The sequence below is a fragment of the Rhizobium sp. TRM95796 genome (assembly GCF_025779995.1).
Classification (GTDB): Bacteria; Pseudomonadota; Alphaproteobacteria; order Rhizobiales; family Rhizobiaceae; genus Rhizobium_E.
Genome location: NZ_JAOXHE010000011.1, coordinates 131,083 through 153,003, shown reverse-complemented (window position 1 = coordinate 153,003; position 21,921 = coordinate 131,083). Strand labels below are relative to the sequence as shown.

Below are 21,921 nucleotides of genomic sequence, written 5' to 3'. Positions count from 1 at the left end.
ACATCAGTTCGCCCCACATCCTCACGTCTCCACTTCATAAGCCGAAGGCAAATTCTGCGGGCGATAGGCTGGCACGGCATCCTTCCGCTGGAGCACTGACTCATGGATCTTCGCTCCCTCAGGAATAGATCGCGGCTCGTAGTGGGGCAGGTAGTAACCAAACAAGCCCTTCCGCTTCGGCCACTCGCGCCATTTTACATTTTTCGGTAGCCACTCGAGAAGGCGCCAAGCGCCGGTTGCTGATGTGTGCAATTCCGCGCTTGCGCTGGGCTCGGCGTATCTGTGCTCGCTACCCTCCCTAGCCTTCCCTTCCGCGAGATGATTGAACATCGCCATGTTCACGTTCAAACCGTGCGGCTTGGCTTGTTGGATCATCCAACGGAGGGGGTATTTTGACAGACCGCTTTCCTTCTCCGGATAACCGCCGCCGATGTCGGAGTGACAGCCTGCGAACCAAACCTGGCGGCTGTCTTGCTCTCGAGGCTCTGAGGTCGAAAAGCGGTTGGGCTTGAACTCCTGGTCCTCTTTCCATCTGCGCAATCGAAACATCCGGCGAAATTCATCAATGGCAATTGCTTGACGGAAGACTTCGACGCTGGGATTCTGCAGCGTGTAGGGCAGCGTCTCCAAACTCGGGATGTAGAAGCGATCAGGTCGCGGCACGATAACAGATGCGACGGTATCCCAGACGCCAAGGAACTTGATCGGTACCGTCCGGCCGCCGACAATTCTCCGGAAGTGCCAAGCTACCGAGAGATCTTCGCCATCCATGGCGGCGCGCTTGTAAGCGGCGAATGCATAGCCGAGGTAATTCAGTTGATCCGGGCGTAATAGACCGAGGAGGTGAATGAAACCACCAAGGACACGGACGCTGTAAGCCCCGCGGCTGAAGCCGAAAAGAAATACCTGGTCGCCTTCGCTGTAATGTTCAGCCAAGAAGCGATAGGCGCCCAACACGTCGTCGTCCAGGCCATAGCCGGTGGCTAGCCCCAGAACACCTTTTGCGTTCTGGCTAATTCTCCCCCAGGTCTTTCGTTGACCCAACGTTCCAACGCCGGGGTCATAATACACAGTTTGACCGTTGTCCTTCTCAAGCATCCTATACAGCTTGAGGACATTGGACATGTTCACGCCGATTTCGTTGCCAGTTCCGTCACAGCAGACGACGATGTTCTTGGCCATCGCTAATCTCCCCTCGTCCCCGTCAGAAACCTACCACAGATAGCAACCTCTTCAACTAATTCGCGCACGCTAGTTGAGGCTTGTTTTAATAGGCTCAGCGGCCTGTCACTGGATCCGCAGAGCCGATGCGAAACCACCGACGCGCCGATTCTGGTCAAAAACGATCATTGGCAGATCCGCCTTTGGCATCCACACGCGCCCCAGTTCCACCGCCGCAGAGACCGGCAAGGCGGGAAAAACGTTTATCGTTGCCCCTTCTCCGTGCACCGCTTTGATCCTGTCGAAAAGCCGTCTCAGTTCCTGGCGAAAGCGCGAGAGATCCCCGGCGCTCCGCATGATGTCGTTATGCGGTGAGATCGCATTGATCGACCAAATCGAAATGTCGTGGCCCAAAATGGCATCGATACGCTCCTTCGATATCGTCGCGCTCAAACCCAGAACCAGGGCCACTATCGAATGAACATCGGTGGGCGCCTCGATCTGGAACTCGATCGGCGCACTGTCGTTCTGCCACTTCCATGTTGCCGGCTCTCTGTGTCGTTGATGAACCTCGGCGGGTAGGATGTCGCAAAGCTGCCTTCCCAGTTCGATCAGGAGCGGCTGGGGCGCAAGCGCGAAGACGCTTGCATGCGTGATCTGCTGTCGTTCGATTCGGCCCCGGATCTTTTCAGCAAACTGCCGCTGGAGGTTCTTCTGCTGAACCTGCCAATACTGTTCGTCGGCATCATCGAGCGAAAGACCGAGCATTTCCAGATCGATTGTGTCGAAGGACGCCGGCGAACGATCAGGCTGCATGGAGGCGAAAATGTCATGCCTTGCGACCAGCGCCTCGTTCATGCCGATATTCGCGCCGAAACGGATTACATGAGATGCCCGGTCCGGCTGAATACCAGCTGCTATACGCACCCGCTGCTCGTGCTCGTTCTTCATACGAAGGAGAAGCTCTTCCGGATGATCAAAGGGTGCTTCATCATCGATGAGACGATGGTGTTTTGCGCAGAGCAACATGAGATTTGAGATGTCTTTTGCGAGAAGCGCGGACCGGGTCGGATGTCCGCGCGCGCCGTTCGGGGAGTCGGCAACGATGTGCGCGACGAAGCCGAACATCTTGTCCTCCTTGCCGGACAGCAGCTCCCCGATGAGCTCGCAGTTGCAGCCACGATATTGGCAGCGACCGGCGGCACGCGCCCAAAGCGCCCGTTGCGTTTTTTGATCGACTTTCGTCTTCGCCATTTTACTCAATCCTTTCACGAGGAGGATGCTGGCGCTGCAAACGGCTTCGGCTAACGCGGCGCTCAACGTCTCGCGGCACGGGATGTTCTCCTCCGCCTCGCCATTCGCCCTCGCCTAGCCAGTCCTCGAAGTAAAACAGCCACAGCGACGTCCAGGGGACGATGGTCTGATCCAACCTCATCCAGGGCTGCCATTCATATGTTCTGGGCAGATAAAGACATAGGCGCGTGGGGCTCTGCTCGTAGACGTGAGGAAGTTTCTTTCCACCTGCCAGCAGCACCAGGTCCGGAGTTTCAATGTAAACCCGGGGCGATCGGTCAGACGCAAATTCCAAGCGTGCCTCGTATATGCGGGACAATGGAGTCGGCGTGGCGCGGAAGCGCCATTCAAAACAGCCTGAACCGAGAGTGCCATTGCCGGCCGACAGCGGGTTCTTCCTGAGGAGGAGGAACTGCTGCGCAGCGGTTAGCGGCTTCGGCTCGGCAAAACGCATGAGCTACCTGCCGAAGAATGTGTTTGCCCGCACCGGCGTGGCGGTTGCGGAAGCAAGGCCTGTCACGAGCCCGACATGCGGTGCAGCGGTGAGCAAGCCGTTCCGACGCGATAGCGAGATCTCGTCGGTTATGGAGTCGATGACAGCTTTCGCCGGAGCCGGGCCAAACGAGTCCGAAAGTCGCTGCTTCAGACCGTCCAGCCCCTCAACATCCCTCAGTCGCCCAATGTCATTGAGCACACGCGAATGCCACGCATAGAACACCTCAGCACGTCTCGGTTCGCCGTTCCATTTCTCGGCAAAGTTTTCGCCCTTGGTGGTCTCGTTCCATACAAACCAGTGCATTCGGCCGTTGACGGTGCGAGTCTCAATGAAATCCGGCATGCGCCTGATCACATCGACCAGCAAATCCAGTTCGCTGTCGTAGACGTTGGTTCGGACGCAATATTCATAGCTCTGGGAGGCCAGGGTCGTGACGAGAACGGAAATGGGCGAAAGAGACGTATCGAGGTCGTTTGCCAGAATAAAGACGTCTCGATGCCTTTTTAGAATCTGCACGATCCGCTGCAAAATGCCTTTGAAGCGACCCTGCTCGGGATAGGGCTCCACGCTGGCATGCGCCCTATCCTCAGCCTGAAGGCCTTTCATCACCCGAAACCGGGGCACCAGTTTTACTCTTTCCAGGAAAAGCGCCTTGTAGCCTCTCGGGTTTGAGGGCTTCCAGACCTTCAGGGCGCGGTCCGGAACGAACTCGCCGCCCATGTTGCAATCACGGTTGGGAATCGATGGCGTAATATCCAGGTGGAACTCGTTGGCATATACCAACCGCCAGCAGCGGCCCATCTCGATGAGCAATGGCTTGTAGTGGCCGTTCTCCCTCAAGCGATCACCGATCGCCTTCTTCAGGACAGCCGGCTCAACCCAGATTCCAAGACCTGGAACATGCGCCACCAGATCCACATCATGTTCATTACTGCCGATCGGCTTCACGGTCGTTCCGATGGCGGTCGAACCCTGGAGGAATATTCCGATCGCCTTCAGCAGCGGGTCATCAGATTCCGCGAGCCAACCCCCAACGCCTTCGTAGCGCTCCTGAGCGAGAGTGGTTTGGGACTGCGAGATTTCGAGTGTGGCGCACATCCGCTCGAGCGCACCAATGAGCATTCCGTCTCGCAGAAAAAGTCGCTGATCATGAAGCATTCATGCCTCCATTCCCTGAGAAGGGTTCGATGACGTAAGATTCGCACCTATCATTTCGTACAGATAAATCTAACGCTTGTTTCCGTCAATCCCTGTGTTATATTTTCGTACAGATGTATCGAACGGCGCGGCGCGAGAGTGCACGCGCCTTAAGCGATTCAAGGGAGCATTTGAGAATGTCTTTGGCTACCAAGCTCAAAGAACTAAGAGGGAAAAACCGGCAGTCGTTGCAGGATGTGGCAGACGCTATTGGAGCATCGAAAACCCACGTCTATGATCTGGAAACCGGCCGCAGCACCAATCCGTCTATCGACCTTCTCACCAAGCTCGCCACGCATTTTCGAGTTTCGATCGCTGATCTCGTCGGGGAAAACCCGGAAGGCGAGAATGAGGATCCGGCACTGGTTGCCATGTACCGAGACCTCAAGACGCTGGCCCCACAAGATCGGGAAACAATCCAGATGTTAATGGATCGGCTTAAGGCTCCAAAGGAAAAATGACATGACCGTCATGCGGATGGATTTAGCTGACACCGGATCGCCCGAAGGGCTTGTCAGTCTCATCCTGAAGCATGAGCCCGAGTTTCGAGTGCCTGTCCCGATTGAGGAGCTAGCACTGCAGCTTGAGATCGACGAAATAGCTGAACTTGAAACCGACGGGTTCGAGGGTGGGTTGATCACCGACAGCCATCGGAGCCGCGGAATCATATTGGTGAAACGCGGGGTGAAGCAGCCGCGGCGTCGCTTTACGATCGCCCATGAGCTTGGGCACTTCTTGATTGCCAATCATGTGCCAGACAAGGAGGGGCGTTTCCTTTGTTCAAGGCAGGATCTGCAAACACTATCCGCGAAAGAAGGTGACCGGCGCGCAAAGATGGAGGTTGAGGCAAACCGCTTCTCTTCACTGATCCTGATGCCGCCGCCCAAACTTCGCGAGTATTTCAAGAAACAACCATCACCTAGCCTTGAGCATGTTTTCCAGCTCGCTGAGGAGTTTCAAGTCAGCAAAGAAGCCATGGCCCGGGCGTATGCCGACTATCACCCTGAATCCTTGGCCTTCATCATTGTGAAGGATGGGAAAGTCGGCCGGATATATCATAATCGGAAGCGCTTTCCGTTCATCACGGCAAGCCGCAACAAGCCGGTACCACAAGGTTCGTTATTCTACCGGAGAAACCTTCGGATCGGCACTCCCAGTGAGATTGACGAAAGACTGCCGGATGTTTGGATTGATGTGCCGCGCGGACAACGCGCTCCGACGCTCAGCGAACAGGCCTGTCTTCAGAAGAATGGCTATGCGCTGATCATGCTCTGGCACGAGGAAGCCGATGAGGAACAGGAAGAAAGAGAGGACATGACGGCTCGCGACCGCTGGCATGCTCAGCAGGAAAAATATCAAAGGCGCTGATCACGATGGAAAGCCACAACTTTGAACGCCTGAAAGCGCACATCCTCCCTTTGTCGGTTTCAAAAATGTTCGAAACAGCTCGCCTGGAATGGCAGTTGGTTGGCGTTGAGATAAGCGAGGAGTTCGACCAATGCCCTTGCGGTCAGGACATTCTTGAGCATTGCTACATCCGAAATCGCCTCAACGGAGCGACGACTTACGTTGGCAACGTCTGCATCAATCGCTTTGTAGGCATCAACACTGGCAATCTCTTTGAGGGCCTGAAGCGCATACAGGCGGACCCTTCTGCCAATGCAAACGATGACTTGATCGAGCACGCGTATCGAATGGGATATCTCTACGACGAAAAGGAATATCGGTTTCTTAAACAGACAAAGCTCAAGAGAAAGCTCTCGCCAGCGCAGCTGAACTGGAAGCAGAAGATCAATCGCCGAATTTTGAATCAAACGATTGTCCAGCGCCGGGGAGCGCATCAGTCTCGCTAACCTACTCGGGACGAGTCTACCGTGACGTGCCAGAAAGGAGAGCTCCTTCAGGAGAAGTGGCTGGAGGCCAGGGCCTACAAACACGGCTACCTGTGGATCAGTGCCCTCGATAATAACTGATCAGCGGTGGATGCTCGGGATCATCTACGACCATCTTCCGTTCAAACGTGCCGGTCTTAAAGCCTTCGAAGGGACTAAATGTCTGGTCTACGATTATGCACTGCCAATCAATCAATTCAGCGTTCAGCAACCGATACAATTCCTTGTAAAAATTCTTGAAAACCAACGGATTGATATCAGGCGTAATGTTTTTCATCGTTGAATCCACGATTAGTAGCTGAGGTATGGGAAGTCCTTGTTCCGCAGCCGTCTTGTGAATAGCAAGCGCGTACGAAATCTTGAAAAGCACCGCCTTGCCGCCGCTACCTACATCGTAAAAAGTCCAAGCGGCATCAAAATTCCCCTCTGGATAAATGTAGGGAAGCCAAGTTCGCGTGTTGATGTGAATACCGTCAGTATCGCCGATCTCCGGAAACTTGATGGCTCGCAATATGGATTTGAAGTTCTCTTCTAGAGCCTTGACATGGATACGACCCTTTTCGAATTTCTCTTCTTCCTCACTGATATTGCGCATAATTTTTGCGATATCGGCTGAAAGTTTGTCTGCACTCGCCATTCTCGCCTCAATGTCCGCTGGCATCGCCCTGACGTGCATGAGAAATCTTCTTCGTTCGTTTAACTTACCCAGTTCGCTTTCGATCCGACGCGCCCGCTGCAGGTATTGCGATTCCACACTTTGTCGTGCGGAATCGATAGAGTGAGATATTTCGGCACGCTTCGCCTGGATCTCAGAAAGTGACCGCGATTGATTTCTCAGCGAATTCGATAACCTTCGTAACGATATGTCCAAGTCATCGATACGGTCTGACAAATCCTGTTCGACGGCGGAAGATGGCATGTCCCCTTCGTCGTCAGAATCGGTCTCAGCCTTGCACAGATAGCAGTGACCAGGGGGAATCTTGGTCGTAACTGACGTTCCGCAACACGGGCATGCTTTGAAGGTAGCTCCTTGCAAGAGTTTCGAAGCACTCGCTGCTCTGGCCGCTTTCATCTTCAAGGTAATCAGTTCGGAACGAAGTGCCTCCTGTTCTTCCTGGCGCAGACGAATGTCTTCTATCGCTGCGGCTTTAAGTTGGTAAGCCTCTGCCAGGCGAACTGCCTCGCTGCGCAGGCTATCCTCGACGAATTCCGTTGGTGCCTCCTGAGCTGCTCGCTCAATTTCGAGCTTTTCGGTCAAGCCGTTGATCTCGTCAACTTGGCCGTCGATAGACGCCTCCGAAGCGAAGCCGTAGGTGTTGAGGAATTCGCGGATCTGTTTCGCGGCCTCTCGCAGAGAGCGCTGCTCCTGTCTTTTTTCCTGAAGCTCCTGCTGTAACTGCGTGAGCACATCGCTCTGAAAGCCGAGAACGAATTTCAGAACATCCTTCGACTTTTCAGCCTTGATCGGCTGCTCTAAGGCGAACAAGCTTGAATCAAGATGGGGCTGGTCAAGGTAGCAGAACCTATAGAAGTCTCTAAAACTAAGTCTGTGCAGTTCTGAGTCTTCATCCGCCTTCCGTTTTCGCACCTTCATCGGCGCGCTTCCCATACGCACCAGCAGGAAGTCGCTAAGGTTGAAGACGTCGTCACCGATTATCGCCCTTTCTCCCGCTTGGAGAGGCAATACTTCGCGAAAAACGTGTCCATCTTGCTCCCAGCTTACTTCCACGTTTGACGCCGAAATCGCACGTTCTATGAGAACCTCAGTATCGCCCAAACGGACGGTCAGCTGCGCTTTTAGCACCTCGGATGAAACGGCCGGCGTCTTTACAAGCCTTCCTCCGAGGCAGAAATTTATCATTTCAACGATCGTCGACTTTCCGCTCGACATCCGGCCGTGGAAAAATGAGATCTTCGGTCCGAAGGTGATTAATTCTTCAGAGCCTCGGCAAAGCAGTTTGAGATAAACAATGCTAATTTTCACCGATGAGCCCCGTTGCATCGATTTCGTCATTCAGCTGCATAGAGTTTAGCTCTGGAAAAGTATCGTAGATGAAATTCATCAGCTTGGTTGCTGACAGGTCGAGATGCCTGGCAAGCATGGAAGATCGAAACACCAACTGTTCGAACTCCGCCTGCTTGGACAATGTCTCGGCAATAGCTACGCCTGAATCTGTTAGGTCGATCGATATCTTACGCCCCTCAACCTTGAAGCTAACGAATCCGCGCGCCGCAAGATTGTTGAGGAAACGCCGGTATCGGTGATCCCACGGGCCAAATCTGTATCGGACCATAGTAGCTTCTATAGATTTTCGTTCAAAATCTGCAACTTGGAGCTTTGCCCTCTGCACACCTCTCTTCTCAAGCGCGGCTTCGAAATACGATGGGTATCTCAATAAGAAGTCCAGCTTTGCAAGTTTAGTTATTCCCTCGACCGCGCTGGCGTCTTTTTTCATAAAGGCATTCAAAAGCACCAAGAGCCGCGCGAGATGAAGCTCCTCATTCTGCTCAAGCGACGAGACGATGTCGATCAGATCCATCGTCATGCCTCCGCCAATAGTTCAAATGGTGCCGACCACCACACTTTACAGTATTCAGTCAGAAGACCTGCTGCTCCGATCAGATGATCGGGCTTACATCCGTAAAGAGTCGCCTGCTCACGAGCATACCGAGCTTCCAACTTCGCCTTCATCAGTGAAAACTGTGAAGAACCATAACTCATGCCCGACGCGGCAGCTTCAGCCTCCACGTGTGCCTCAACGCACTCGGTGAGCGTCCTGGCCAACAGGTCATTGACCATCTCTTTCGCTTTGTCGCCACCATATCGGGTGGCCCACCGCACCTTCAGCGCTTCGAAACTTCGAACCAGGTCCTGCACGTGATTTATTCTAGCGAGCTGGACGCCGCCCGCGGCCATCTTCTGTACCATGCGGGAAAGCCCCACTGGCAGATCTGAATGCACAAGGAGATCGGTTATGGCCAAGGGTTCGTCAACCGGCTCCAATCGATCGGCGATAATTGCCTGCACCATCTCGCGTCCGAGCGTCTTTCCTTGCAATGCGGCTTTCTCGAAGACGCTGGCGTAGTCGACGTCAGCCGCATAAAGCGAAGGTACAAAGGTATTTCTACCTTTCGAAGAGGCATGAAATGCTGCGGCGATAAGGTCGTCGACGAGTTTCAGAACGGTTCTATGCTGGAGGCCTGAACATTGGTCGCACTCGACGATAGCATGCTCGACTGCTCGATCGATTGTTTTGATATCTTGCTTCTGCGGGTTGCATCGCGTTCGCGATAATGTGGCGATCACACTATCTGCATCGGCGCCGGACGCTTTACACAAGCGGTCAATGGCGATCCTCTTCGGATTGGTGACTTTTAGCCTTTTTATAGAGGGTTGGCGCTCAATTTCATCTAACAGCCAAACAAGATTGGAATCGTTCTCCTTTTCGATCCACATCTCATGGTTTGTGACGAATACAAACTCGTCGAAGATACCTGGGAAGCGGAGATCAAGCCGGACGAAGCGAACAATAGCCTTTTCGACTGCTAGTTCATTCAGCTTAAATGGTGACAAGTGTCGCTCGCGCGATTTTACTTGAATTGCCGAAAAGGTGCCCGCGTGACGCTCGATGATAAAATCTTCGAAATTCTCGCAGATGATCGCTTTAGCCCATTGTGGCTCAACGACCATTTTGAGTGCTTGGATAGCGACGTGGCTGAATTGGTACCTAAACCGCGCGATGACATCATCACCCGGATCTTCGAGATCTAGCAGTACAGATGGGCAGGCAGTCTGCAAAATAGGACCCGGCTATGCATTGTTCCAGAACAACTTCGAATTGTTCTTTCGTATTGTCAATCGCGCTCAATGAACTTCCCGCATCAGACGTTTAGATAAAATTCAACGGCGACGTCACAGCACGCCCCACGCCCGAAACCTCCCCCTCCCGGTCATCTCCCTCAGTCCCAGTTCCAAAACAATCCGCCGCGCCGCCTGCGGCGTCACCTCGAGCGTCTTTGCGACCATGCCGGCCGACACCAATGGCTTTGCCATCACCAGCTCAACCAGCTCCGGCAGTTTTGACGACGTCCGCCGTCCCTCCAGTTTTCGGTCCATCATCGTTTTCGCCAGAGTCAGCCGGTCATGCTCTTTCAAGCCGATCTCGGCGGCCGCCAAGAATCCGTGAGCAATTGCAAGCACCCGGGTCTCCCGATCACGATGCCGGCGCCGGTCGACCGGAATGGTTTTGAGGCCCAGATTGATGGCGGCCAGGTGCGCGCCGGTGGTGATCCCGGCTTGCCGAAGTATCGAGGCGGCAAATAACCGGCCGAGCCAGGGCGCATGCTGCAGAACGGCCAGCTCGTTCCAGGCATCGAGGGCGACGATCGCCTGCAGCACCGCCGGCAGATTTTCAGCCTGCCGCAACACGCCGCGCCACTCGTCGAGCCTGGCATCCTCGTCCCAGTCGAGATCATAGACCAGTGCGTCTCTATCCGCGGCGCCACTCCGGCCGGGCCGAGTTGCGTTCTCGATCGCGGCCTCCGATCGGGCGAGCACCGCATCGATGGCGGCATAGTCGACGCCGGGAAGCCCTTCGGCTTCGTCGATGTCCTTCCCCTCCCCTTTTAGATCATTCACGGAAGCGCGGCGAATGCCGCCCGCCACCTCTCCCTCGTCGGCGCCGACCGGTGTGATCTCCGCGGTTTTCCGCAGCGTCCGAACGCCCTCGGCCGAAAGCGCCCAGTCGGGAGACTGAGCAGCGATGCGCCGGCGGGTCCTCAAAACGTCGCGGGCGATGGTCAGTTCATGCGTCGGTGTTCGAATATCCCGCGTGGCGTCATGGAGGACAAGGTCTTCGAGATGGACGAGTTCGCCGTCGATCCACAGCGAAGCGCAGGCATCGGTGAACTGGGTGCGCTCGATCCATCCCTGACCCACCGGCGAACGGGCGATGCGCTCGTCGAGACGGGTGAGCGCGATGCCGGCGTCGAAAGCCGGCCGTATCAAGTCACTCATGTCGATTTTAGCGAGATCATAAGCCATTGAAATCATGGTAAATGATTTACTAAAGGAACTCTATATAAATATTGCGGTTCCTCACATGGTATGAATGCTGGTTGGTCTGCTAACCCTCGATAAGTAACCCTTATCGATGGTAGATTGATTTCGGCGTGCAAATCACGGAGAATCGTCTCAAAGGACGGCCCTGGAGGCCTTTTGGGATGCCTGTGGCCAAAGCAAAAGAATCAATGACCGCCGTCGAGCGACGTGCCGAAGAACTCGACACCATCGCCGCCGTGCTGCCGATCGACCGCCGCGACGAACTCGCCGAGTTGCTCACCGACCACGACGTCGAAACACTGCGCCATCTCGTCAACCAGGGCATGGGCGACAACACCTTGCGCGCACTGACCTCCGATCTGACCTATCTGGAAGCCTGGGGCATGGCCGCCACCGGCAAATCCCTGCCCTGGCCGGCGCCCGAGGCGCTGCTTTTAAAATTTGTCGCGCAGCATCTGTGGGATCCGGAAAAGCGCGCCGTTGATCCAGATCATGGCATGCCGGCCACCGTCGACGAAGACCTTCGGCGCCAGGGGTTTCTCAAATCCGTCGGTCCGCACGCGCCAGCCACGGTGCGCCGGCGCCTGGCCAACTGGTCGACGCTGACCAAGTGGCGCGGTTTTGACGGTGCCTTCGCCTCCCCTGCCCTCAAATCCGCCATTCGGCTGGCGATCCGAGCCGCGCCAAGACAACGTCTTCGCAAGAGCGCCAAGGCGGTCACATCAGACGTGCTGGCAAAGCTGCTGGCGACCTGCGCGAGCGATAGTTTGCGCGATCTGCGTGACCGGGCGATCCTGATGGTCGCCTTTGCCTCCGGCGGCCGCCGGCGCAGCGAGATCGCAGGCCTTCGCCTGGAACAACTGACCGTGGAAGCTCCGATCGAGGTGCCGGACGGGCCTCCCCTCCCCTCTCTCGCCATCCATCTCGGCCGCACCAAGACCACGACCGGCGAGCAGGACGACGTCGTCTATCTCACCGGTCGGCCAGTGGAGGCGCTGACTGCCTGGATGGTTGCCGCCAAGATCGAGAACGGCAGCGTGTTTCGGGCGATCGGGAGGTGGGGCACGGTGTCGCGGCGGGCGATTGATCCGCAGTCGGTTAATGCCATCATTAAACAGCGGGTGGAAATGGCCGGGATGGAGCCCGGGGAGTTTTCGGCGCACGGTCTAAGGTCAGGATATTTGACTGAGGCTGCTAACCGCGGCATCCCTCTTCCCGAAGCGATGGAGCAGTCGCGCCATCGCTCAGTTCAACAGGCTTCCAGCTATTACAATGATACGACGCGACGCAAGGGGCAAGCCGCGCGTTTACTCTAGCTTAGAATGCAATACGGCATCGTCAGCCCTTCAACTAGATACAATATCCGCATCTACGCTTGCGGCCTAAACGTCCACAGGTCACAAGCCTAGATCGGAGTTAACAGGCTCTCAGATCCGGACGCGGGTAGAAAAGCCTATCGATAGCAGGCTTCAGATGTGGGGGCAAAGGCATTGAAAAACAGACCAAGTGTGGAAATCAGAAACGGCGAAGCGATTATCGACGGTCGACCGATCGCGCTACGTGGGCTGACAATCGATAGGATCATCGATTCTGGGGCACACGGCACTGTATTCGAGGGTACCGAGACGGCGCTTGAAAGAAAGGTCGCCGTGAAGGTTTGGTATAAGGTGGGCGACAAGGTACGAGAGGGAGCTATCGGGGAGGTTCGCAAATTGGCCTCTATCGTTCACCCCCTTTATGTCACCGTCTACCAGATGGATGTCTCCGAGGCCGCCCCTTATTCCACTATGGAGTTGTTGACTGGGCCGTCACTGAAAGCATGGTTGCGAGAGAGAGATTTTCGTCGCCTGGACGACGTCGATTTTTTCCTTCACCTGCGCGTTTTCCAAGACAATCTCAGGCAGCGTTGCAAATTCTGGTTCCTCTACTCATCAGGGTTGAAACACCTGTATTCTCAAAATCTGCTTCATGGTGACCCACATCTCGGTAATGTCATTGTTGTAGATGATGAATTGGGCATCTCGAACCGCTTCGTCGACCACCATATTCATAGCAAGCATCGGCTGCTTTCGATTCGAATACTAGATCTTGGAACAAGCCTCTTCCGCGCGGATAGGCACAGTACTATTAAACGTGAGGCAGACATAATAAAGGAATCAGCACAGAAGCTCTTTCCAGACTTTCCTCTCGGTCGAACAATGAATTTGAATCTTGTGCTCGACCCGCCAACACTGCTGCGTGTTCTGGATTGTTTTGTTGAATATGTTCTTGAGCTGTCGAACGTGCCCACCATGACGAAGGACGACTATCACAGTTTTGAACACGGATTTCCGCAGCTGCTCGGTTGGTGCCCATTCTTCAATTACCAGACCATTAGCGATGACCTAGTGTCGCTTTTCACCACCCACGAAGCAAAAGATTTGATGAGCCAAGCAGTGTCTCAGATGTTGGGGCACTGTGACGGCGCTTCGGCCGAAGAAGAGGCGGATAGGTTGAATAAGTCGACACTTGAAATTCATCAAAGCGTCGCGAGGCTTACTGAATTGAGTCCGGGACTTCGTTCCCCACACTGGGTTTTTCAGTCTCCAAACGATCTCTGATGTGCTGGTGCTCTAAGCTTGTTCCCAAATAGAATGTCAGAAGCCAACCTTTAAGCTAGGGTACCCCTGCGCAAAGAATTGAAAATGGCCGCGTCGATTCGACTGAAGAGCCCTCGTAAGAAGTATGGGGGCTGCGTCAGCTCTTGAAGCCTGCACCACTCATTTCTCGGTAGTCCGTTACGATATCGACGAGTGAGGACATCGCTTTCGCGAACTGCATTGGCACAATTCCGCTGGTGACAAGCGCTGAGCGGAGTTGGATTTTGGTCGGGTCGATGCCGGTCAATTTTGATAAGCCCGCAAGATTGCCTTTCAAGAAACTAACTCGGTCCAGATGTTTTTGAATTGGCGTTCGCTTGTTGTTTCTCAGTCCGGTGGTTGTGTAGTCGGCAAGACGTTCTCCAACTTCCCCGACCGTGCGGTCGAGCAGTAGGCGTTTGCACTCTATGATCCAGACACGTCCGTCGCCATCCCAAGCGAGAACATCGACATCTCCGAGCTCCTTCTTTCCCTGGAACTGTGTCATCAGTTGATCAGGCAACGCATTTAACCCAAGTTCTTTCAGCCGGCCTGCGACGGAATGATTGAAAGCATGACCGCGTTCGTCCACGACCTTCCCGATCCATTTTCCGATTTCTTTGGTATCGAACAACTCCGACCCCAATTTGCCATCAATGATCTCGAAGTACCGTCGAACAACTCTCGACAGGAGAACCGCGGAAATGATGATTTCAGGTTCTTCTCCTTCACCCAGCTGTATGATCGGGCGTCGCGTCAGCGACAGCTTCCTGTTCATTCTCCAAGGCTGCCAATCTCTCGCCCGAGCGCCCTCTGGCCTTTGTTCGTTCCACTGGGGCCTCGGCCTTAGAGTCAGAGATGCGTAGGCCCGATCTACATCGACATCAGTGCCTAGATCTGCCAGCAGTTCCCGAAATTGGGTACGGTTCATGCAAACGAGAATCTCTTGGTCTTTGAGCGCCACTTCCGCCACACGATGTGAAAGCTCAACAAGCTCCTCGAGTCCCATTCCGAACTCAGCACGCACCCCCGCCAAAAGGTCGGGATCGAGCACCGGTGGTGCCGATTGCTGAGCGTCCGCTTCAGGCTTCTCGAAAGGGCTAGCATAGTCCGCAGCAGCGTCACGGAAAGCGCGATCACCATGGGCATGAGTGTAGGGCCTGTGCAGCTCCTCGTAGAACCCCGTATGAAAAAGGAAACATCCACTCGGCGTGACCTCAAGCGGCCCGGTCGCAAGCCCATAATGGTAGGCGTCGCACTGGGTCGCGCAGTCAATCATCGCACAGACATCTGCAAGCAAACGGTCGAATTCTATCTCGGTGCAAGGAATACCCCCCTCTATCGGACAGGTACACAACGCCATTTCGGCCAGCGCACGGCTTGCCACCCCAGCCGAAGCTCGCTTCCCTTCTTGCTCGTTATGTGTGGCCAAAACATCTGCATGATCCTGGTGGAGGGCAAGGAGCGCTGCTGCCGTTTGAGCCCACTCAGCCCGGTCGCGGTCGATAGCCTCATGGTTAACGAGAGCTTTCATGACCAAATAGCGCCGATCGATAATCTCCAGCCGCACCCGGATTCTCTCCCAAAGCTGCAACACCGCACCCTGGAGCAGCGAGCCCACCTGCCCTTCTTTGACGATCCCGGGTTGGGTTGCACCCGCCAGCGTTGCCAGTCCGAGATCAGACCACGACCGATCTTCATCCAACTGATAAACCGGTTTTGGAAGGAACAAGCTGGCCTGAATCATCTGCGCTGGGTCTTCAGCAGGGATGGCATGCACGAAACGAGCGTCTGAGTTCCCCGCGATCCCCATTGCAAGGTCATCAGCCCAGTCGTTTGAGCGAGGAGCTCCAGCCAACTCGCTGACACCTATTGCCATCGCCGCGATGAGATATCGCTCGGCGACGTTCGTCTCGTGAATGTAGCCGCAAAGAGCGGCAACTCTCGAATCGATCTTGATCACACCATCGTCGACTGTAACACTCGGTCGAGCAATATGATCAATGGTAACCGCGGCCAACTGTGACAGGTCTGTAAGATCTGAAAAAGCTAACTCGATGGCAATGGGGCCCGCGGGAAGTGAGTTCAGCTCGTGCTCCAAAAGGGGCGCCAGACGCACCAGCCAACGTTGCGCCGCGTCCCATATTTTGATGGTGATAGCTCGGATGGCGGACGTGCCGAGTTCCTGATCAATCCACCATGGTCGCTGATCCGTTTCGACCACAACGCGGAGTTTGTCATTCAAGATAAACATGGGGGAAACGAAGATCGGAAGCCGGCTGATCTCCTTGAAATACGACGACGTCGAACGCCTTTGTACCTCAATCAACGAGCTGCCGTCAGGGGCCAGGGCGAGATGGTAATCGCTCGCGGTTCTTATCCGGTGGCGCGCGAGAGAAGCGTAACCACCATCGAGCACAGCCATACCCGACTGCGCCAACGCTGTCGGCACGGGCTCGAAATTTCGTTCCTGCAGATATCCGTAGAGATTGAGAAAACCGTTGAAGTTCTGAACCAGCCAGCCGCGCAAACGCAGCTGCGCTTGCTGCTCAAGGATTTTCCAAAGGCGCTTGGCCGTAAAATCATCATCCCAACTCAGTCTCAAAGCGTCACCCAGATCGAGATCGACGCGGTGCCAGTTCTCAGGGTGAACCGCCGAAGATCGGGAAGACCCTTTACCGACGCCACCGTGGAGAAAGACGGTCAGCCCATGGCGGAAATCCGGTTGGGTTGCAGTATCGGCTTCGACCTTGGCAATCGCATCCATTACGCCATCGTTGAGCTCAGAAATCCCTGACAGTCCGGTCTGCAGGGCTTCGGTCAGGTCAGCCGCAACGTGAACAATAAGAGCGTAACACCCCTCACCGAACCTCGCTCTGATCAATCTCGAGCGCTCATCCAATCGCTCCTCTGTCGTGTTATCGCTGAAGCCCAGATTCTTAATGAAAAAAGCGCGGATGTCCTGAAACTCAACGAAGCTCAGCGCCTCCTCAAGGTGCGGCAAAGCGCCTTCCGAATGAGCGGCTTCGAGAACGAAGAGGCGTGCAGCTGCACCGATCGCAGTCGGCAAGGCGACGAGCCAATCGTTTCCCTGCCTCAGCAATGGAAATCGCTCCAGTACGGATTGCCCGAGCGAACCGAACTTGATCGCATCGCGATAATCGTCCGGCAGGACAAAGGGAGCAAGGTCCCTCGCGAGCACATGAAACCTAATGAGGTCGTTGAAGCTGAAGCGGACGGCTGACCGCGTTGCCTCGATCGCACCGGGCGATACAGTAATCCGAGATCTTGGGAGAGACGTGCACAGTCCATAGCGCTCGACCCCGGTGCGCTCCGAAATTTCGCGTGCGATCTGTAAGATGGCCATCGCGTGGTGAAACGCTGCATCGGCCCATGGCTCACCGCGTAACCGGAGCAGCGCAGCCAGGAGGTTTTGCACATAGTTGCCGTTGTCAGCCCAGGCTCCTTCGAGCAGTACCACGCTCCCCCCCCAAGCCGGAACGACGGTCGCGAAAACGTCGCCGACAGGGTCCTCCCCGCGTCCGAGCGGATCTCGAAGTAGGTCGTCATTGATCCACTCCCGGATCTGCGCGTTTGTTGGGATTTGTGTCCCTCTGCAGAGGGCCACGGCAAGATGTATCAACGCCTCGATGCGGTGCGTAGCGATGTGGTTTTCCTGGCGTGTCAACAGCCCCGAAAGTGTCTGTACGAGGTGGAGGCCATCGAACTTCGCCAGCCGTGCGCACAGTTTGTTCTGCCGTGCAATCAGATTACCAAAGCTGTCGAGGTTGCCTGATTGGTTATGCTGCTTTTCAATATTCAATGAGAGTCTCGCTTACGCCTATGCAAAAAAACCAATATTTATCGCCGTCCCGTAAGTTAACGAGCACTCTACTTCTACGACTACCATAGATGGTCGCCGCAGGCACAGGGCTAAAGATTTGTCTTCTGCCAAGGCTCACGGAGCGCCGCAACAGAGCTGCGACGTCGTGTTTCATAGGGCTTGTCGAGATCTCGTTCGGCGATCCGCTGGTCTCGTCAGCAGTTCGGCCCCGGCTGTTTCGATTTGCTTTCCAGCTTTGGCAGCGGCAGGCATGAACGCGATAGTCGTGCAGCTTTCGCTACGGAGTTTTCGTACCCCGTAGCGCTTCCCGCGCTTCGACCCTCCCGGCTATGAAGGCAAGAGCCTCAAGGGCTGAGAACCGAACCGGCGAATTTCATTTTTAGTGCTATGAGCTGTCGGCACGGCCGCAGCTTACAGTTAAATGCCAAACGACACATCATCATGTTTCCATTACAGAAAAATGCCATCTGTACCGCTGACAATTTTGTGCCGGTTAACGATCAGACGCCATGGATTCATATGGCCGGGACGAGAGAACTCTTCAAGCCGATTGTTGTCTCTGCGGGTCGTGTGCCCTGAGCAGAGCCATCAGCATAGGGCCAAGCGAGAACTCGCCTTTCTCACTTCGCCTGGTCAAGTCTCGCAAGTATCCGCCCGCCGAGGTGATGTGCTGTGCTCGCTCGAGGACACACGCCATGGCCACGGCGGCATTTTCCGGCCCCATGGTCTCGCAAGCGTCCTGGTAGGCTGACGGACTGACGCCGAGCATGGTTCGGACGACCACCGCCGCGGCCATCAGCTCACGCCAATGGGAGATTGTCCCTCCAACCGCGTAGTCAGAAATCTGCGGGCACGCTCTTAACACCATTCCCAACGGGAAAGCCTTTATCGGTTCGGTACCACGGTTCGGCTTAGGCACTGTCGTTTCGCCCTGCTCTTTTTCGGAGCGAGGTTCAAGTTCATTTAAGGATTCGGTATTTGAATTCTGTATGTGCCGACGGATTTCGCTATCATTGGTGTCGGAATTTTGAGGATTTAGCTGAATTTCCAGTAGGTTCACGGCTTCTTCGTTGAGGAGGTTGAGTTCATCGAGGCAAGCTTCGAAGGCCTCCACTGTTTTGGCGAGTTTTATGCGCGCGATCGCCCCTACAAGGGCACTTTCAACTGCCTGCCAGTTCCCTGGTGCACCCTCCTCTACAGCAGCCGTAATGAGCTTGCGTACGTTGCGCCGCGCGATCGTGATGCGCTCCTTCGTAATGCGAAGTTGGCGGCTCTCCTCCGCGACCTGATGCGCCATTAGCGCAAGCTCCTCAGCGCGTGCGAGGAGCGGCGCTAGGCTGAAGCCGTACGCTGTTTCGATCTCACCATCGCTCCCCTTACGGGCGTAGCGTTTGCCATTTGGACTATCGTTACGATGAATCAGCCCCGCATCCACCAGGAGCGCCAGGTTCTCCCGTAGGGTTGTTCCTGCGATTCCGTTGGAGCGAATGGATAGCTGCGCGTTCGACGGAAACACGACAAGATTGCGGTCTTCGCTGAGTTCTTGTTCTGGATAGAAGCTCAGCAGCGCGTTAAGGACAGCGAGCGCGCGATCGCGCAGGCCGAGCAGAGCTCTCGCCTCGCAGGCGCTACGATAGACCTTCCACTTATCAACGGTCTTCCCTGCCTTGATATTTGCCGTTGCGAGTTGACCTTTCACCAAGGCAAGCGTCATTGGCCGCCGCCCGAACGGCGTCGTCACATTTCCTGTCTGCATTTTCCTCTCACCTTTCGAAAGGCAAAGGAAATCCGCTCACCAAACTGGCGCCAAATACTCTTGACTGCGATTCATGGAAATGCGATTCTCAGGCTGCTTAGACATGAGGAAGGCTTCCACGACGGCGACGTTTGGGGGCCTTTTTCTTTTGCCGCTACTTTTCCTCTGCTCTGGTTGATGTCAGGAACTCTTGATGCAAGCGGTCCAGGTTATCGGCAATGAACCGCCCAAACCTGCCGGCGTCGTTCGCTTTGAGGGCGATAGAGTAGCTCTTCCCGCCTCCTTTGAATTCCGCACGCACGCTTGAGTCCTCAGCTTGCCACTCGCTAGCCTTGGTGGGACGTTTTGCGGGTTTCGAGGCATTTTTGATCTCGGCCAAAAGTCTCTCGAACCGGGCATCAGATTCCAGCGACGAAAATGCCTCATCACCAATGAACGTTCGTGCAAGTTCGAGCGTCGACGGCTTCTCGATCAATTGAGCGAATTCGGTCCAGCGATTGCGGCCGACAGACTTTGCTGCACCAATCGCATTTGCGATGTCCGCTGGAACGCGACTCGCTACCGACAGCATTCGCGTCAACATCGGCGCATCAACGGAAAGCGCTACCTGAATTACGGGTTTTTCGTGTGAAAGTTCCAGTAGCCTTTGTGCGAACATTGCGCGCTCGATAAAGGAGAGGTTTTCACGGGCTGAGTTTTCCTGCCCCTGAGCAATGATATGATCCGCATCGGACAACTGTTTGACGACAGCGCGGACTGGGCGCCCGAGCTCCTTTGCGGCGCGCGCTCGGCGATGTCCAAAGACGATCTGATAGCGGCCATCGGCTGTCGGGTGAGGGCGCACCATTATCGGTGTGTCCTGTCCGCGCTCCCGGATACCCTCGACAAGCTCGCCATACGCAAGGTCGTCTGCTCCAATCCGATCGGAGACGAAGGAAGAATCCAAGAGTTCAGGATCGAGATCGATGATCGTCTCGCCAGTAATCTGCTGTTCGGCCTGCGCGACTTTCTCGCGCAGTTCGCTCAACGAGCTAATCATCGATCGTGACGCCCCATGCGTCGCGTAGCCAGGCGTTGCGCGCCGTTCGGTGCCCGAATTTGCCGGCGACGTTATGTTTGCGAAAACATCTTTACGTGCCATTGGATAAAGCCTCAGTTTTGATCAAACCGCTGTTTCCGCTCCAAGAAATCACAGTTTGTACCGCTGACAATTTACTAAGCATGGCGTCTCCCCCATGCCTTCTGCAGGAGTTCTATGACTTCGTTGTTCACGGCATCCATCGATTCCCGCGCACGGTCGTATGTGGACGCTGTGAACTGCGAGCGCTCGACCTCATACAGGCTCTGCTTCGTCAAACCTGCGTCCGATACAGCAGTCGACTTGACCATATGGTTTTTCATCATCTGCTGCGCAAACATCGACTGCATGAAGCCGACCATCTGCTGTTGCGGGATATCGGTAGGCTCGTAGCGAGTCACAAGATAGCGGAACCAGTCGAGCGACACGTCGACACCCACGCTCTCGACACTCTTGAGGATCTCACCAAGCATCAACAGGAACTGGGACATCGACATGATGTCGAGCATCTGGGGATGCACGGTGATAAGGACCGATGTTGCTGCCGTCAGTGCCGTCAGCGTCAGATAACCGAGCTGGGGAGGGCAATCGACCACGACGACGTCATATTGGTCATCGACCTCGGCCAAAGCATCACCGATGCGAGTGTAGAAAAGTTTGCCGGCAGTCGAATCCTTGCGCTGCATAGCAATCGGAGTGTCATACTCGTATTCTTGCAGTTCGAGGTTGGCTGGCACCACATCCAGATTTGGAAAGTTCGTGGGCTGGATGACGTCTTTAATTGACTTGCGCTGATCGTCGTAACGCAATGCTTCGTAGAAAGACTTCTTCTCATCCAGTTCCGGCTGGATGCCGTAGAGCGCAGTGAGGGAGGCTTGGGGGTCGAGATCAACCGCAAGCACGCGATAGCCCTTCAGGGCGAGGAACTGCGCAAGGTGAGCAGATGTCGTGGTCTTTCCCGAGCCGCCCTTGAAGTTCACGACCGCGATGACCTGCAGCTTTTCATGGGCCTGGCGATGTGGAACACGATCGAGATGTTGGCGAAGCTCGTTGACTTGGGCGGCGGTGTAATAGCGACGGCCGGTCGACGTGGTAGTCGGCTCTACGCCTTTTCCCTGTAGGTGGAGCTTCTTTAAATAACTCTGCGAGACCCCGACAAAATCGGCGACTTCCGCCAGCGAAAATTGGCGGAGGGTCTTTTGAGCATTCGGCGGGAATTTCTCCTGCCTTAGCATGTCAAGCTTCGAGGAAATATCCCCGCCCTGTGCGAGGATAGTATCCGCGAAACTCGTCACTTTCTCCAACGCAGCCATTTTCACGTTCATTTAGCTAATCGCCTTCAGTCACGATAATCGTAAGGATTTTGTCCAATTATCGTGACAATCACCCGATTCCCAGATCATGGCAAGGAAAATAGGGTAAACAAACCCTTAACTCGCTTCGGGGGGGTTCTAACGGAAATTCCCGAGACATGAGCATTTCTCAACAAGATTAGCGACTTAGCGACAACGCCAGCTCTGCCGC

At 55.1% G+C, this 21,921-nt stretch carries 17 protein-coding genes; 5 read left to right on the top strand and 12 right to left on the bottom strand.

Annotated features, from left to right (window positions below; translation table 11 throughout):
* Positions 1-21 precede the first annotated feature (21 nt).
* From OCK01_RS21640 to OCK01_RS21625, 4 genes are all read right to left on the bottom strand, one after another.
* A complete protein-coding gene (locus tag OCK01_RS21640; protein ID WP_263825756.1) occupies positions 22-1,182 on the bottom strand; it encodes a DUF2235 domain-containing protein in 1,161 nt (386 codons plus the stop codon).
* Positions 1,183-1,287: 105 nt separating this feature from the next.
* Complete coding sequence (locus OCK01_RS21635; protein WP_263825755.1) at positions 1,288-2,415, bottom strand: HNH endonuclease; 1,128 nt, start codon at positions 2,413-2,415, stop codon at positions 1,288-1,290.
* 1 nt (position 2,416) lies between these two features.
* Positions 2,417-2,908 carry a hypothetical protein gene (locus OCK01_RS21630; RefSeq protein ID WP_222036108.1) on the bottom strand — a complete coding sequence of 164 codons (492 nt, stop codon included), beginning with the start codon at positions 2,906-2,908 and terminating at the stop codon, positions 2,417-2,419.
* A gap of 3 nt (positions 2,909-2,911) precedes the next feature.
* Complete coding sequence (locus OCK01_RS21625; RefSeq protein WP_263825754.1) at positions 2,912-4,108, bottom strand: nucleotidyltransferase; 1,197 nt, start codon at positions 4,106-4,108, stop codon at positions 2,912-2,914.
* A 176-nt stretch (positions 4,109-4,284) separates the two neighbouring features.
* Here OCK01_RS21625 and OCK01_RS21620 point away from each other — a divergent pair, with 176 nt between their 5' ends.
* Genes OCK01_RS21620 through OCK01_RS21610 form a run of 3 tightly spaced genes read left to right on the top strand, consistent with a single transcriptional unit; the run spans position 4,285 to position 6,000 of the window.
* Positions 4,285-4,608: a helix-turn-helix domain-containing protein gene (locus tag OCK01_RS21620; protein WP_222036110.1), complete on the top strand. Its 324-nt coding sequence runs from the start codon at positions 4,285-4,287 to the stop codon at positions 4,606-4,608.
* 1 nt (position 4,609) lies between these two features.
* A complete protein-coding gene (locus tag OCK01_RS21615; RefSeq protein WP_263825753.1) occupies positions 4,610-5,515 on the top strand; it encodes an ImmA/IrrE family metallo-endopeptidase in 906 nt (301 codons plus the stop codon).
* A 5-nt stretch (positions 5,516-5,520) separates the two neighbouring features.
* Complete coding sequence (locus tag OCK01_RS21610) at positions 5,521-6,000, top strand: hypothetical protein (RefSeq protein WP_263825752.1); 480 nt, start codon at positions 5,521-5,523, stop codon at positions 5,998-6,000.
* A 97-nt stretch (positions 6,001-6,097) separates the two neighbouring features.
* Here the strand turns inward: OCK01_RS21610 and OCK01_RS21605 are convergent, their stop codons facing one another.
* From OCK01_RS21605 to OCK01_RS21590, 4 genes are all read right to left on the bottom strand, one after another.
* The gene (locus tag OCK01_RS21605; protein ID WP_263825751.1) at positions 6,098-8,023 is read right to left on the bottom strand and encodes an AAA family ATPase; all 1,926 of its coding nucleotides are present in this window, start codon (positions 8,021-8,023) and stop codon (positions 6,098-6,100) included.
* Complete coding sequence (locus OCK01_RS21600; RefSeq protein ID WP_234839712.1) at positions 8,013-8,579, bottom strand: hypothetical protein; 567 nt, start codon at positions 8,577-8,579, stop codon at positions 8,013-8,015. Before OCK01_RS21600 ends, OCK01_RS21605 begins: the two co-directional genes overlap by 11 nt.
* Positions 8,580-8,581: 2 nt before the next feature.
* Positions 8,582-9,838: a DUF4297 domain-containing protein gene (locus tag OCK01_RS21595; protein WP_263825750.1), complete on the bottom strand. Its 1,257-nt coding sequence runs from the start codon at positions 9,836-9,838 to the stop codon at positions 8,582-8,584.
* Between the two features lie 114 nt (positions 9,839-9,952).
* Complete coding sequence (locus tag OCK01_RS21590) at positions 9,953-11,092, bottom strand: RHE_PE00001 family protein (RefSeq protein ID WP_263825749.1); 1,140 nt, start codon at positions 11,090-11,092, stop codon at positions 9,953-9,955.
* 176 nt (positions 11,093-11,268) lie between these two features.
* Here OCK01_RS21590 and OCK01_RS21585 point away from each other — a divergent pair, with 176 nt between their 5' ends.
* Together OCK01_RS21585 and OCK01_RS21580 are read left to right on the top strand one after the other, a co-directional pair.
* Positions 11,269-12,417 carry a site-specific integrase gene (locus tag OCK01_RS21585; RefSeq protein WP_263825822.1) on the top strand — a complete coding sequence of 383 codons (1,149 nt, stop codon included), beginning with the start codon at positions 11,269-11,271 and terminating at the stop codon, positions 12,415-12,417.
* A 174-nt stretch (positions 12,418-12,591) separates the two neighbouring features.
* Complete coding sequence (locus OCK01_RS21580) at positions 12,592-13,701, top strand: protein kinase (RefSeq protein ID WP_263825748.1); 1,110 nt, start codon at positions 12,592-12,594, stop codon at positions 13,699-13,701.
* Positions 13,702-13,837: 136 nt separating this feature from the next.
* Here the strand turns inward: OCK01_RS21580 and OCK01_RS21575 are convergent, their stop codons facing one another.
* The 4 genes from OCK01_RS21575 to repA form a co-directional block, all read right to left on the bottom strand.
* A complete protein-coding gene (locus OCK01_RS21575; protein WP_263825747.1) occupies positions 13,838-17,542 on the bottom strand; it encodes a hypothetical protein in 3,705 nt (1,234 codons plus the stop codon).
* A 562-nt stretch (positions 17,543-18,104) separates the two neighbouring features.
* Entirely contained in the window at positions 18,105-19,319 is a 1,215-nt protein-coding gene (gene repC, locus OCK01_RS21570; RefSeq protein WP_263825746.1) for a plasmid replication protein RepC, read from the bottom strand.
* Between the two features lie 154 nt (positions 19,320-19,473).
* Complete coding sequence (gene repB, locus OCK01_RS21565) at positions 19,474-20,460, bottom strand: plasmid partitioning protein RepB (protein ID WP_263825745.1); 987 nt, start codon at positions 20,458-20,460, stop codon at positions 19,474-19,476.
* 74 nt (positions 20,461-20,534) lie between these two features.
* Positions 20,535-21,722 carry a plasmid partitioning protein RepA gene (gene repA, locus OCK01_RS21560; RefSeq protein WP_263825744.1) on the bottom strand — a complete coding sequence of 396 codons (1,188 nt, stop codon included), beginning with the start codon at positions 21,720-21,722 and terminating at the stop codon, positions 20,535-20,537.
* Between the last annotated feature and the right edge of the window lie 199 nt (positions 21,723-21,921).